Origin of the sequence: Rudaeicoccus suwonensis, assembly GCF_007829035.1 — a bacterium.
Classification (GTDB): Bacteria; Actinomycetota; Actinomycetes; order Actinomycetales; family Dermatophilaceae; genus Rudaeicoccus; species Rudaeicoccus suwonensis.
On the sequence record NZ_VIVQ01000001.1, the window covers coordinates 1,726,615 to 1,738,954 of the forward strand.

Below are 12,340 nucleotides of genomic sequence, written 5' to 3' on the forward strand. Positions count from 1 at the left end.
GTGCGACCGACGTGAGGTCGACCGCATTCATCCTCTGAGGAGTTCGTCATGTTTCGTGGTGCGATCGAGCCGTGGCACATCGTCATCCTGGTGCTCGTCGTCGTCATTCTGTTCGGTTGGAAGAGGCTGCCGGACGCCGCGCGCAGCCTCGGCCGGTCAGCGCGCATCCTGAAGAGCGAACTCAGCGACCACGAAGACGGCAACAGTCCGGCCGCAGGGCAGACCGTTCCCGGTCAGACGGCACAGCCGGGTGCCGTCCCGGGAGAAGCGTCGGTTCCTGGCTACCAGCAGCAGTGGGCTCAGCCCACTGCACCCGAGCAGTCCGGCTATCAGCAGCCCGCTGCCACCCCCACATATCAGCAACCTGCCGGATATCCGCAGCAGCCGGCCCCGGCACCTGCCTACCAGCAGCCCGCTGCCTACCCGCAGCAATCGCCGGTCCAACCCGCCTATCAGCAGGCGCCCGTTGCTCCCGCACAGACCCAGCCGACTCAGACCCAGCCGTCGCAGCAGCAGCCTCAGGCATATCCGCAGCAGCCTGGTAACCAACCGGGCGCGGGCGCCTGATCCACTGCCTCAGGGCAGATCTCCGGCGAAAGACGACTCACATCGATGGCGCTGTTACGGCGTAAGGACAATCCGGAAGCCCGGATGTCGTTGGGGGAGCACTTCCGCGAATTCCGACGACGGGCGCTGATCGCGGCACTGGCAATCCTTGTTGCCGGCATCTGGGGCTGGATCATCTACGAGCACACAATCATCCCGTGGCTCGAGCACCCTCTCGACGTGGTGCACAAGCACAACCCCCGGGCCGGCCTGCTCAACTTCAGCGCCAATGGCGTGACGGAAGCATTCGGCATCAAGCTCAAACTCTCGATCTGGTTCGGCATCCTGGTGTCGAGTCCGATCTGGCTGTGGCAGATCTGGGGATTCCTTGCACCGGGGTTGACCAAGAAGGAGAAGCGGATCAGCCGCGGCTTCATCTGCACCGCTGTCCCGTTGTTTGCTCTGGGTTGCTGGGTGTCCACACTCGCGCTGCCCAACGCGATCTCGTTCCTGATCGGCAGCACGCCGAACACCAGCCTCAGCGCCAACTTCACCGACGCCAACAAGTACGTCTCCTTCGTGACGAAGTTCGTCCTGGCCTTCGGCTTCGCCTTCCTGTTGCCGGTCTTCCTCACCGGTCTCAACATGCTGCGCATCCTGCCCGGCCGGTTGATGATCAAGAGCTGGCGTGTGGCGATCATGCTCATCGCCGTCTTCTCCGCCGTGATGAGCCCGAGCCCCGACGCCTGGTCGATGCTGGCGCTCATGGTGCCGATGATCGTGCTCTACTTCGCGGCAGTCCTTATCGCTCTGATCCTGGACAAACGCCGCGCCAAGGCACAGGGCGACGCCCGGCCCGACTGGCTCGACCTGCCGGACGATCAACGCTCCACGCTCTGACCGGGTCGGGCAACTAGCCTGACCACCATGCCGAATCCCGTTCAGCGCGACGCCGCTGACAGTCGCAACACTGGTGACGGTTCTGAACGACCGCGGTTCGACTCCAGCCACGTCACCCGTTTCGCCGACGGCTACGACTTTCCGCTCGACGATTTCCAGGTGCAGGGATGCACCGCAGTTCAGCAGGGGCGCGGCGTGCTGGTCGCGGCTCCCACTGGTTCCGGCAAGACCGTGGTGGGCGAGTTTGCGGCATACCTGGCGGTCCAGACCGGGCGAAAGACGTTCTACACCACGCCGATCAAGGCGCTGTCGAACCAGAAATACACCGACCTGTCCGAGCGGTATGGCGCAGCCTCGGTCGGCCTGCTGACCGGTGACTCCTCCATCAACGGTGAGGCACCGATCGTGGTCATGACCACCGAGGTGCTGCGCAACATGATCTACGCCGGCTCAGCGACCCTGGAACGTCTCGGTTTCGTCGTCATGGACGAGGTGCACTATCTGGCAGACAGGTTCCGCGGAGCCGTCTGGGAGGAGGTCATCGTCCAACTACCTCCGTCGGTGCAGGTGATCTCGCTGTCGGCGACCGTGAGCAACGCCGAGGAGTTCGGCGACTGGTTGCGCGAGGTGCGCGGCGACACCGACGTGATCGTCGAAGAACACCGGCCCGTGCCGCTGTGGCAACACATGATGGTCGGCCGGTCGTTGTACGACCTGTTCGTCGACGACGACCGTGACAGCTCGCGATTGCGTGTCAATCCTCAACTGCTGCAGCGCATTTCGCAGATCGAAGCAGACCGGGGGAGTCGTTACGGCAGACGCGAGGACGCCGGTGCGCCACGGGGGCGCCACGGCCGCACGAGGGGTGGCAGCGGCCGCGAGGTCGTCCGACAGGGCCGCCCGCCACGCGGCCCGAGCCGTCCGGAGGTCATCGAGGCCCTCGACCGCGACGGGCTGCTGCCGGCAATCACCTTCATCTTCAGTCGTGTCGGCTGCGAAGCGGCCGTGGGACAACTGTTGTCGTGGGGCACCAACCTCATCAGCGATCAGGCCGGCCGACGGATTCGCCGTCTGGTCGAGGAGCGTGTCGCCGGACTTCCCGAGGAGGATCTCGCCGTCCTCGGTTACTACGACTTCGTCGAAGGCCTCAGCCGCGGGTTCGCCGCGCACCACGCCGGCATGCTGCCGACCTTCCGCGAGATCGTCGAGGAGTTGTTCACTGCCGGCGAGATCATGGCCGTGTTCGCGACCGAGACCCTCGCACTCGGCATCAACATGCCGGCCCGCACCGTCGTGCTCGAACGCCTGGTGAAGTACAACGGCGAGACCCACGCCGACATCACGCCCGCGGAGTTCACCCAGTTGACCGGGCGTGCCGGTCGTCGCGGGATCGACTTCGAGGGCCACGCCGTGGTGCTGCACTCACGTGGCCTCGAGCCCGATGCCGTTGCGGGTCTGGCGTCGACCCGGACCTTCCCGTTGCGATCGTCCTTCGTCCCCACATCGAACATGGCCGTCAATCTCGTTGCGCAGGTGGGCCGTTGGCGGGCGCGGCAGGTCCTCGAGCAGTCGTTCGCGCAATTTCAGGCGGACCGCGCTGTCGTGGGGATCGCCCGCGCCATCCAGCGCAATGACGAAGCTCTGGAGGGTTATGCCGAGGCCATGCGTTGCCACCTCGGCGACTTCACCGAGTACTCCGGACTGCGCCGACGACTCAGCGACCTCGAGAAGGCCACCGGCAAGCGCCGCTCCGCCAGCAGGCAGGCCGCGGCAGCGGTGTCGCTGACACAGCTGACGCCCGGTGACGTGATCAGCGTGCCCGACGGACGTCGGGCCGGTTACGCCGTCGTCATACCGCCGGACCGGCGGCCGAAAGCGGGTGCCGACCCGACCGTGCTCACCCTGGACGCACAGGTGCGCCGGCTCACCGAGACCGATGTGCGCGACGAGGTCGAGCCGGTCAACCGGTTGCCGATCCCTGCGTCGTTCTCCAGTCGCAGCCCGCGGGCGCGTCGCGACCTGGCGTCGAGCCTGCGCAATCTGCTGCGTGCGGAACCGCCGCCCGCGCCCGGCAAGGACAACGGCCCCGACCTACAGGACGCGCAGGAGCGCAAGCAGATCGAGCAGTTGCGCGACCAACTGCGCCGGCATCCGTGCCACGACTGTCCCCATCGCGAGCAGCACGCGCGATGGGCCGAACGCTGGTGGCGGCTGCAGCAGGACACCGAGGGCCTGCGCCGCCAGGTCGACAGCCGCACCCACACGGTCGCGCGGACCTTCGACCGGATCTGCGACCTGCTGTCCGAACGCGGCTATCTCTCCGCGGACGGCGAGCGAGTCACCGCCCAGGGGGAAGTGCTGCAGCGTCTCTACGCGGAGAAGGATCTGCTCGCCGCGGAGTGCCTGCACCACGACGTATGGCGCAGGCTGGACCCGGCATCACTGGCCGCCGCCGTCAGCTCGCTGTTCTACGAGCCGCGGCGCGATCCTCAGCCCGAAGCTCCGCGCATGCCCAACGATGCCGTGCGCGACGCCCACGCGGAGATGGTGCGCATCGCCGTCGGCCTCCAACAGGCCCAGCGGCGATTGGGTTTGGCGGTGATGGGGGAACCCGATGCCGGAATCGCCTGGGTCGTGCACCGATGGGCAGGCGGCGGCCGGTTGGAGACCGTGCTGCGCGACAGCGACCTGTCGGCAGGTGACTTCGTGCGGCGCTGCAAGCAGCTCGTCGACCTGCTCGACCAGATCGCCGCTGCGGCAACACATGCGGTGCTGCGGGAGAACGCTCGCGCGGCAATCGACCTCGTGATGCGCGGTGTCGTCGCGGCCGACCGCCTGGACTGACGTGGCAGGATGCCGGTATGGCCTTCAACCCCAAGCATCTGGCTCGCGGTGAGCAGATTGACATGGAGATGCGAACCCACGCCAAGGCGATCCTCGGACCGATCCTCATCGCAATGGTCACCATCGTCATCGCCCTTGCCGGATCGGTGTGGTTCAGCGACAAAGGCTGGTCGGGGTGGCTGACGCTCGCCTTGTGGATCGTCGCGCTCATCGTGCTGGTGTGGTTCGTCGTGGTGCCGGTGCTGCGGTGGTTGACCACGATCTACGTGATCACCAACCGTCGGCTGATCACTCGTCGCGGCGTCATCAGCAAGTCAGGACGCGACATACCGCTCTATCGCATCAATGACGTGTCCTACGAGAAGGGCCTGCTCGATCGCATGCTCGGGTGCGGCACGCTCGTGGTCCACGATGCCACCGAGCAAACCGGTGTACGGCTGTATGACGTGCCGCGCGTCGAAGAAGTGCAGGTGCGGCTCAACGAGCTGCTGTTCCACCACGACGACGGTGGCGACGATGACGGCACCTTCCCGCCCGGCGACCCCCGCTCGCACCACGGACGTTCCGGCTACTGACCGACCACCCCAGCGGCCGCGGACGTGCTTCGCACCGCATCGTCACGCTCCGGCGAGGGGATCGCCCGCCGCCTCACACGCTCAACGCAGCCAGCAATCGGCTGACCGGCGTACGCAGATCGGCCTGTGCCACAAGCTCGTCCAGTCGAGCTGGATCCGCGACGCGAGTCGGCACGGACGGGTCGAAACCTGTTGGTATGTCGATGTTTCGGGCGACCTGCACCACCGTGGGTGCGACGTCCAGATACGCCGATGCGGCCTCCAGACGCGCGCGCTGAGCACCCTTCAACGTCGGATCGCCGCTGCTGACCGCGGCACGCAGCGACGCCAGATCGCCATACCGGTTGATCAGCGCCGCAGCGGTCTTCTCGCCGATCCCGGAGACTCCAGGCAGCCCGTCGCTGGCGTCACCGCGCAAGACCGCCATGTCGGCATATGCGGCGCCGGACGACACGTCGTACTTCTGCTGGAGAAAGGCCTGATCGACGACGTCGGGTGTTCGGACGCCACCTTTGGCAGTGTAAAGCACCCGGACGCTCTGCTCGTCGTCGACCAGCTGGAACAGGTCACGGTCACCGGTGACCACGTCGACCTCACTGACGCCGTGCGCGCGCACGGCCAAGCTGCCGATCACGTCATCGGCCTCGTAGCCGTCGACACCCAGACGGCAGATGCCGATCGCGCGCAACACTTCGACGATCACCGGCACCTGCGGAGTCAGGTCGTCCGGCGATTCCTCGGCACCGGCGGTTCCTTCGGTGACGCGGTGCGCCTTGTATGACGGGATCGCGTCGACGCGGAACTGCGGCCGCCAGTCGTTGTCCCAGCAGGCGACAAGGTCGGTCGGAGCGTGGTCGTTGACGAGCGTGGCGATCATGTCGACAAATCCGCGAATCGCATTGTTGGGCAGGTCGGACGGGTTGCGCCGCCGGTCCGGCACACCGTAGAAGGCCCGGAAGTACAGGCTGGCCGAATCCAGGAGCAGCAGACGCCGTTTCATGTGCCTATGCTGCTGCACCGAGCCGACACCGGACAAACGGGCCACGTTCGTCGACAGCGGTGCAGGTCAGCCTCGCGCAGGGTTGCCGGGGCCGGGGGCCTCGTCGCACTACAGTGCGTCCATGGAGGATCTCGACCGGCGCATCGTCGAACTGCTGGCCGCCGACGCCCGGCTCAGCTACACCGATCTGGGCAAGTCCACCGGGTTGTCGACGTCGGCGGTCCACCAACGGGTGCGCCGTCTGGAAGAGCGCGGCACACTCCGTGGTTATCGCGCCGTCGTCGACGCCGAACAGGCCGGTATGCCGCTCACCGCGCTCATCTCGGTCACTCCGGTCGATCCGGCTGCACCGGACGATGTGCCAGAGCGGCTGCACGACATCCGCGAACTGGATTCGTGTTTTTCCGTGGCAGGCGACGAGAGCTACGTGCTGAAGGCGCGCGTTGCCGGCCCGGGTGAATTGGAACTGTTGCTCGCCCGGGTTCGCGCCGCCGCCAATGTCACCACCCGTACGACGGTCGTGCTCAGCACGCCATGGGAAGACCGCTCACCGTTGGCCACGCAGTCGCATCCGTAGTGACGACCTCAGCAGGACGCCGGCCCATCTGGAGCCGACCTCGGCTGCACGTCATCGGGCGATGGGCGCGAACAACGCGCGGGTGATCGTCTGCAGGTCACCAGGAGCCACCTCGACGTCCATGCCGCGCCGTCCGCCGCTGACCAGCACCGTGGCCAGTGTGGTCATCGAATCGTCCAGCACGGTGGTGAGTGGCCGCTTCTGTCCGATCGGACTGATGCCGCCGACGCGGTACCCCGTCATACGTTCGGCCACCTGCCCGTCCGCCAAGGTTGCCCGCTTGCACCCCACCGCCGCCGCGAGGGCTTTGACGTCGAGTCGCTGCGACACCGGCACCACCGCGACCACCAGACCTTTGTCATCGACACGGTCGGTTGCGACGACGAGCGTTTTGAAGACTCGCGCGGGATCGACGGCGAGCACCGCAGCCGCCTCCGCGCCATACGCGGTGACCGACGGGTCGTGGTGGTACTCGTGCACCGTGAAGGCGATGCCGGCCGCCGCCATGGCGAGCGTGGCCGGTGTGACTGGTGAGGGCGTCGTTTTCGATGTGTTCGCGCGCGGATTCACACCGTCCATGATGGGCTACGGCGTGTCGTCGGCAACACGCCGTCGCGTCGGGATGAATCTGGATCCGAGCGCGGCAGGCTGACCTGCACGAACGCAGATCGTCGCAGGTCAGACGACGGTTGACAGGTGAGCCAGGATCGGTAAATTCAGGTCTCACGTCCCGCCGCTGCGGGGAGGGGCGACAGGCTACGGATGGGCCCGCTGTCTAGTAGAAAACGTGCGCTGCATGCCGCGGCGTATTGGTCCCAACGACGATGCGGGCCCATCTGTATGCCGCACAGCTTCGCTTCACCCGGGTCACCTACGCTGTGCGGGTGATCGTGCGCCTCGCCCTCGCCGTGGCCGGTGGCCTGTGCATCTGGCTCTCCTTCCCAGGCCCCGCTGTCTGGCCGTTGGCCATCGTCGGCGTCGCACTCCTCGCAATGGCGACGCGCGGTTCGCGGCCCAGAGCGGGATTCCTGCTCGGTCTCGTCGGCGGGTTCGCCTGCTTCGGACCCACGCTGCACTGGGCGGGCACGTATGTCGGGGCGGTGCCGTGGCTCGCGCTGTCGATCACCGAATCGGTCTACATCGCGGTGATGTGCGCGCTGTGCTCGCTGGTGCAGTCTGCGCGTCCGTGGAATCGGCTCCCGCCGTGGGCACGTCGCATGTTGACGCCCGCAGACGGCCCACACATCCGGCCGTTCGCGATCGCCCTGTTGTGGGTGCTGCAGGAGGCCATCCGCGACTCGATGCCGTTCGGTGGATTTCCCTGGGCACGGTTGGCGTGGTCCCAGGCCGGTTCACCGCTGTCGCACCTCGCGTCCATATTCGGAGCGCCCGGGTTGACCTTCACCGTCGCTCTGCTCGGTGGAGCACTCGCCGTCGCCGCGGAACGCATCCGGACACGCGACGTCGCAGGCTGGGCCCGCCGATGCTGGCCGGCCGTCGCGGCGATCGCCGTCGTCGCGGTGTCCGCTGGATACCCCACACCGACGAACGGCCCCAAGCTGCAGGTCCTCGCCATACAGGGCGATGTGCCGACGGCAGGACTGGAATTCAATGCGCAGCGACGTGCCGTGCTTGATGACCATGTCCGCGAGACCGACAAGGCTGCGGCCAAGATCCGCGCCGGGCTCATGAAGCAGCCCGCGGTCGTGATCTGGCCGGAGAACTCCTCCGACATCGACCCGACGCGCAATCCGGACGCGGCGACCGAGATCACCCAGACCGTCAACAACCTCGGGGTGCCGCTGATCGTCGGAGCCGTGCTGGATCAGCCGGTGGGGCACACCAGCAACACGTCGCTGTTGTACGAGCCGGGCAAGGGGATCGTGGCGGAGTACGTCAAACAGCACCCGGTGCCGTTCGCGGAGTACATGCCGTACCGCTCGTTCTTCCGGCACTTCTCCAGCAAGGTCGACCTGGCCGGCAACTTCGTCGCCGGACACAAGACCGGTCTGTTCACGATCCCGACGACGACCAACGGTCAGGTGAAGATCGCCCCCATCATCTGTTTCGAAGTCGCCTACGACTCACTGACCCGCAATGCGGTGCGGGACGGCGCGCAGATCCTGGCGGTGCAAACCAACAACGCCACCTTCGGATACACCGCCGAATCGGAGCAGCAGCTGGCGATCTCCCGTATCACGGCAATCGAGTACGGCCGGTCGATCGTGCACATCTCGACCGTCGGTGTCAGTGGTTTGATCACCCCGGACGGCGTCGTGCACGACAAGACAAGCCTGTTCACAGCAGCCGCTCTGGACGGTGCACTGCCGTTACGCACGCAGATGACGCTCGCGACCGAAGTGGGCGCTGTTCCGGAATGGATCGGTAGTGCTGCCGCGTTGCTCCTGTGCGGCGTTGCCATCGTTGCGAACCGGTCGTCTCGTCGCTCGAAGGCAGCGACGACCCCACAGCAGAAAGTTCATGAGCTTGCCTGAGATCACGACGCTCGACACCGCGGCCGACAAGGTGCTGGTGCTGATCCCGACATACAACGAGCGCGAGAATCTGCCGGTGATCGTCTCCAAGGTGCGGTCGGCGGTGCCGCACGCGCACATCCTGGTGCTCGATGACAATTCGCCCGACGGAACTGGTGCACTCGCCGACGAGATCGCCGGCAACGACGATCATGTGATGGTGCTGCACCGCACTGCGAAGGAAGGTTTGGGCAAGGCCTATCTGGAAGGCTTCGCGTGGGGCCTGGACCGCGGTTACGACCGGCTGGTCGAGATGGATGCCGATGGTTCACACCCCGCCCAAACACTGCCGACCCTGCTCGAGGCCGCGCGCCATGCCGACCTTGTGATCGGTTCACGCTGGATCCGTGGCGGACGGGTCGTGAATTGGCCGTTGAGCCGCAAGGCCCTCAGCGTCGGCGGCAACATCTACATCAAGACCTTGCTCGGCATGGGTGTCAACGACGCGACGGCGGGTTACCGTGTCTATACGGCGTCCGCCCTGCACACCATCGGACTGCAGGATGTCGCGTCGTACGGTTACTGCTTCCAGGCCGATCTCACCTGGCGTGCGGTGCGATCAGGCTTGACCGTCGTGGAGGTCCCGATCACCTTCGTCGAACGGGAGATCGGAGAATCCAAGATGAACCCCGACATCGCCCGTGAGTCGCTGCTCAACATCACACAGTGGGGTATTGCCTATCGCACCGACCAGGCGAAGGCGCTGGTCGGCAAGGTCGGTCGGCGGGTGGTCGGCGCCCGGCGGCGGGTGACCTCGTGAGCAAGACGGGTCGCACCTCGCGACTGCCGTTCTGGGCGCGCCTGCTGCTCGTGCTGGCCCTGCTGATGCCGGTGATCGAGATCATCGTCATCGTCGTGGTGTGGCATGTCATCGGCTGGTGGACACTCGTAGCGCTTGCAGCGTGCTTCGTCGTCGGAGTGCTGGTCATCAAGCGTGCCTCTCGCGAGGCTGTGAGCGAGTTGCGGGAAGCCGTGCGCACCGGGCGACCGCCGTCGCAGCAGCTTGCGGATGCACCACAACTCGTGGTCGGCGGTGTGCTTCTGCTCGTGCCGGGTTTCGTGACCTCGCTGATCGGACTCATCGCGATCCTGCCGGGCGCACGGCACCTGTCGAGGGTGATCGTGCGCGCACTGTTGGCCCGACGGGTGGTGCAGTTCACCGCCACGCCGTATGGCGGCAGCGGTGCGTCACCGCGCGCCGACCACATCGCACACGACAGCCGCAGCGGCGACATCATCGAGGGCGAGATCGTCGAAGACGACCGCCTGAACTGATAGCGCCGGCGGCCGGCCACGATGCTCACAGCGTAAACGAAGGGCCTGACCGAGTCCGGTCAGGCCCTTCGTCATACGTCGGCGGCGGGCGCTCAGGCGCTGCGCTTGCGACGCGGCTTCTCACCACGCGAGGCACGCAGCAACGTGAGGCGCTCCTCCAGAAGTTCCTCGAGCTCCGGGATCGAGCGGCGCTCCAGCAGCATGTCCCAGTGGGTCCGGACCGGCTTGACCGGCTTGCGCTGCGGCTCGGGGCCGTCCTGCAGCAGAGCCTCGGCTCCGCAGCGGCATTCCCAGATGAGCGGAACGTCTGCCTCGACGGAGAACGGCAGTTCACTGACGTGGTTCTCGGGGCAGACATACCGCACCAGCTGCCGCTCGCTGAAGGCAATTCCGTCTTCAGTCTCCAACGACAGGGTGCTGAGGTTGGTCCCTCGCAATGAACGCTCTGCCATGACCCATCACTTCTTCCCACATATTGGCTGCCGCCCGCGAAATCCAGGGCTTGCGAAACGGCGATCTACGTGCTGCAACGGTCGACGCTGTCGTGATGTTCCCGACAGGTGAACATCCACCGGACGGTGGCTCGCCAACCGTGATCTCGCCCTGTAGGACGTGGCAGACGCCGTTCTGGTTGCCTTGTCTCGGCGCCGGGCCCATAGGACCCTGTCGCGTATGGCGGTGCTCACACCACCTGTGGCGGGGTGTTTCCGGCGGTGATGATGCCCTCACGAACCTGTACACCTCTCAACAGGACCGCGCCAACTCCGAAAAAGACAACCAACGCGACGATCGACAGCCGGTAGTCGTGAAACAACTGGTAGACCAGACCGAACACCAGGGTTCCAAGCCAACTGGTGCCGCGCTCCATCGCCTGATAGAGGCTGAAGTACTCCGATTCGCGCCCGACCGGCACCAGTCCGCTGTAGAGCGAGCGGCTCAGCGCCTGGCTGCCGCCGAGCACCAGACCGATCGCGACCGCGAGCAGCAGCCAGAGCAGGAACTGGCGCTCGGGCAGGAAGAACGCGATGCAGACAACGGCGGTCCACAGATAGAGGCTGGAGTAGATGAGCCGCTTGGCGCCGTGCCGGTAGGCGAGTCGACCGAAGCCGAGTGCGCCACCGAACGCGATGAATTGCACCAGCAGGATGGTGATCACCATCTGGCTGTCGCTGAACTTCAGCTGCTTGGTGCCGTAGAGACTCGCCGCCACGATGACCGTCTGGATCCCGTCGTTGTAGAACAGGTAGGCGAACAGGAACCTGCGCGTCTGCGGATACTCCTTCAAGCCCGCGAAGGTGGACCGCAGCTGGCCGAAGCCGGCGCCCAGTCGGCGACTGCTGGCGACGGGCACGCCGCGCAACTCCCGCAGCCCGCGCAGCGGGATGGTCGCGAAGCCGGCCCACCAGAGGCCCGCGACCAGGAAGGTCACCCGAACCGCCGCTGCGGTGCTCAGGCCCAGCGCGGTGTGGACCGTCAGCAGCACGAGGGTTGCTGCCAGCAGCAGCCCGCCGCCGAGGTAGCCGTAGGACCAGCCCTTGGAAGAGACGCGGTCACGGTCGTCCGGCGGCGTGATGCGGCACATGATCGCTGCATAGACGATCAGGCTGCCGCCGAGGCAGAGGTTGGCGATGATGGCCAGGATCACGCCCAGCTGCCAGTTCGTGCCACCGATGAAGACCATCGCCGCGGCGGCCGTCGCACCGACTGCAGTGAATCCGCCGAGGAAACGAACCGGATGGGTCGAGCGGTCGGCGAGAGCGCCGATGAAGATCAACACGATCGCCGAGATGATCGTCGAGACGGTGAGGGTGTAGGGCACCAGTGACCCGGGTGCGACGCCGATGCCCAGCACCGAGATGTTGGTGTGGCAGGTCTGATCGCTGCTCTGCCCCGGGCACGCCGCAAGGTTCGCGATCGACGTCAGGTATGGCGCGAACAGCACCGTCGCGGTCACAGTCGCGTATGCCGAATTCGCCCAGTCGTACCAGTACCAACTACGTTGCAGTCGCTGCTCGCGCGGCGTGGAGGTCATCGAGGCGGCCGCGTTCGGGGTGCTCACGCAGGAACTCTGGCACACCTGCCCTGCCCG

At 66.2% G+C, this 12,340-nt stretch carries 12 protein-coding genes; 8 read left to right on the plus strand and 4 right to left on the minus strand.

Annotated features, from left to right (window positions below; translation table 11 throughout):
* Window positions 1–48 precede the first annotated feature (48 nt).
* Genes tatA through BKA23_RS07885 form a run of 4 tightly spaced genes read left to right on the plus strand, consistent with a single transcriptional unit; the run spans window position 49 to window position 4,865 of the window.
* The gene (tatA, locus tag BKA23_RS07870; RefSeq protein ID WP_145227035.1) at window positions 49–567 is read left to right on the plus strand and encodes a Sec-independent protein translocase subunit TatA; all 519 of its coding nucleotides are present in this window, start codon (window positions 49–51) and stop codon (window positions 565–567) included.
* Window positions 568–612: 45 nt separating this feature from the next.
* The gene (gene tatC, locus BKA23_RS07875) at window positions 613–1,446 is read left to right on the plus strand and encodes a twin-arginine translocase subunit TatC (RefSeq protein WP_246104513.1); all 834 of its coding nucleotides are present in this window, start codon (window positions 613–615) and stop codon (window positions 1,444–1,446) included.
* Between the two features lie 27 nt (window positions 1,447–1,473).
* Window positions 1,474–4,290 carry a DEAD/DEAH box helicase gene (locus BKA23_RS07880; protein WP_145227038.1) on the plus strand — a complete coding sequence of 939 codons (2,817 nt, stop codon included), beginning with the start codon at window positions 1,474–1,476 and terminating at the stop codon, window positions 4,288–4,290.
* 17 nt (window positions 4,291–4,307) lie between these two features.
* Window positions 4,308–4,865: a PH domain-containing protein gene (locus tag BKA23_RS07885; RefSeq protein ID WP_145227040.1), complete on the plus strand. Its 558-nt coding sequence runs from the start codon at window positions 4,308–4,310 to the stop codon at window positions 4,863–4,865.
* Window positions 4,866–4,938: 73 nt separating this feature from the next.
* Here BKA23_RS07885 and BKA23_RS07890 read toward each other — a convergent pair whose 3' ends face one another.
* Window positions 4,939–5,865, minus strand: a complete 927-nt coding sequence (locus BKA23_RS07890) for a 5'-3' exonuclease (protein ID WP_145227043.1) — start codon at window positions 5,863–5,865, stop codon at window positions 4,939–4,941.
* A 121-nt stretch (window positions 5,866–5,986) separates the two neighbouring features.
* Here BKA23_RS07890 and BKA23_RS07895 point away from each other — a divergent pair, with 121 nt between their 5' ends.
* A complete protein-coding gene (locus BKA23_RS07895; RefSeq protein ID WP_145227045.1) occupies window positions 5,987–6,442 on the plus strand; it encodes an Lrp/AsnC family transcriptional regulator in 456 nt (151 codons plus the stop codon).
* A gap of 51 nt (window positions 6,443–6,493) precedes the next feature.
* Here the strand turns inward: BKA23_RS07895 and ybaK are convergent, their stop codons facing one another.
* Entirely contained in the window at window positions 6,494–7,012 is a 519-nt protein-coding gene (ybaK, locus tag BKA23_RS07900) for a Cys-tRNA(Pro) deacylase (RefSeq protein WP_281287541.1), read from the minus strand.
* A 314-nt stretch (window positions 7,013–7,326) separates the two neighbouring features.
* Between ybaK and lnt the strand changes: the two genes are divergently transcribed.
* Genes lnt through BKA23_RS07915 form a run of 3 tightly spaced genes read left to right on the plus strand, consistent with a single transcriptional unit; the run spans window position 7,327 to window position 10,251 of the window.
* Entirely contained in the window at window positions 7,327–8,937 is a 1,611-nt protein-coding gene (lnt, locus tag BKA23_RS07905; protein WP_211841624.1) for an apolipoprotein N-acyltransferase, read from the plus strand.
* Window positions 8,924–9,736, plus strand: a complete 813-nt coding sequence (locus tag BKA23_RS07910; RefSeq protein WP_145227051.1) for a polyprenol monophosphomannose synthase — start codon at window positions 8,924–8,926, stop codon at window positions 9,734–9,736. Before lnt ends, BKA23_RS07910 begins: the two co-directional genes overlap by 14 nt.
* Window positions 9,733–10,251, plus strand: coding sequence for an FxsA family protein (locus BKA23_RS07915; RefSeq protein ID WP_145227053.1), 519 nt, complete (start codon window positions 9,733–9,735; stop codon window positions 10,249–10,251). Before BKA23_RS07910 ends, BKA23_RS07915 begins: the two co-directional genes overlap by 4 nt.
* Window positions 10,252–10,343: 92 nt before the next feature.
* On the opposite strand, the gene BKA23_RS07920 is transcribed toward BKA23_RS07915, so the two are convergent.
* Together BKA23_RS07920 and BKA23_RS07925 are read right to left on the minus strand one after the other, a co-directional pair.
* Window positions 10,344–10,703 carry an RNA polymerase-binding protein RbpA gene (locus BKA23_RS07920; protein WP_145227055.1) on the minus strand — a complete coding sequence of 120 codons (360 nt, stop codon included), beginning with the start codon at window positions 10,701–10,703 and terminating at the stop codon, window positions 10,344–10,346.
* 230 nt (window positions 10,704–10,933) lie between these two features.
* A complete protein-coding gene (locus tag BKA23_RS07925) occupies window positions 10,934–12,310 on the minus strand; it encodes an MFS transporter (protein ID WP_246104514.1) in 1,377 nt (458 codons plus the stop codon).
* Between the last annotated feature and the right edge of the window lie 30 nt (window positions 12,311–12,340).

What these genes read in the sequence shown, in the direction of transcription:
- BKA23_RS07885 (WP_145227040.1), top strand. Translation starts at nt 4,308, where the DNA reads ATGGCCTTCAACCCCAAGCATCTGGCTCGCGGTGAGCAGATTGACATG.
- BKA23_RS07890 (WP_145227043.1), bottom strand. Translation starts at nt 5,865, where the DNA reads ATGAAACGGCGTCTGCTGCTCCTGGATTCGGCCAGCCTGTACTTCCGG.
- tatC (WP_246104513.1), top strand. Translation starts at nt 613, where the DNA reads ATGGCGCTGTTACGGCGTAAGGACAATCCGGAAGCCCGGATGTCGTTG.
- BKA23_RS07895 (WP_145227045.1), top strand. Translation starts at nt 5,987, where the DNA reads ATGGAGGATCTCGACCGGCGCATCGTCGAACTGCTGGCCGCCGACGCC.
- BKA23_RS07880 (WP_145227038.1), top strand. Translation starts at nt 1,474, where the DNA reads ATGCCGAATCCCGTTCAGCGCGACGCCGCTGACAGTCGCAACACTGGT.
- BKA23_RS07920 (WP_145227055.1), bottom strand. Translation starts at nt 10,703, where the DNA reads ATGGCAGAGCGTTCATTGCGAGGGACCAACCTCAGCACCCTGTCGTTG.
- BKA23_RS07910 (WP_145227051.1), top strand. Translation starts at nt 8,924, where the DNA reads ATGAGCTTGCCTGAGATCACGACGCTCGACACCGCGGCCGACAAGGTG.
- tatA (WP_145227035.1), top strand. Translation starts at nt 49, where the DNA reads ATGTTTCGTGGTGCGATCGAGCCGTGGCACATCGTCATCCTGGTGCTC.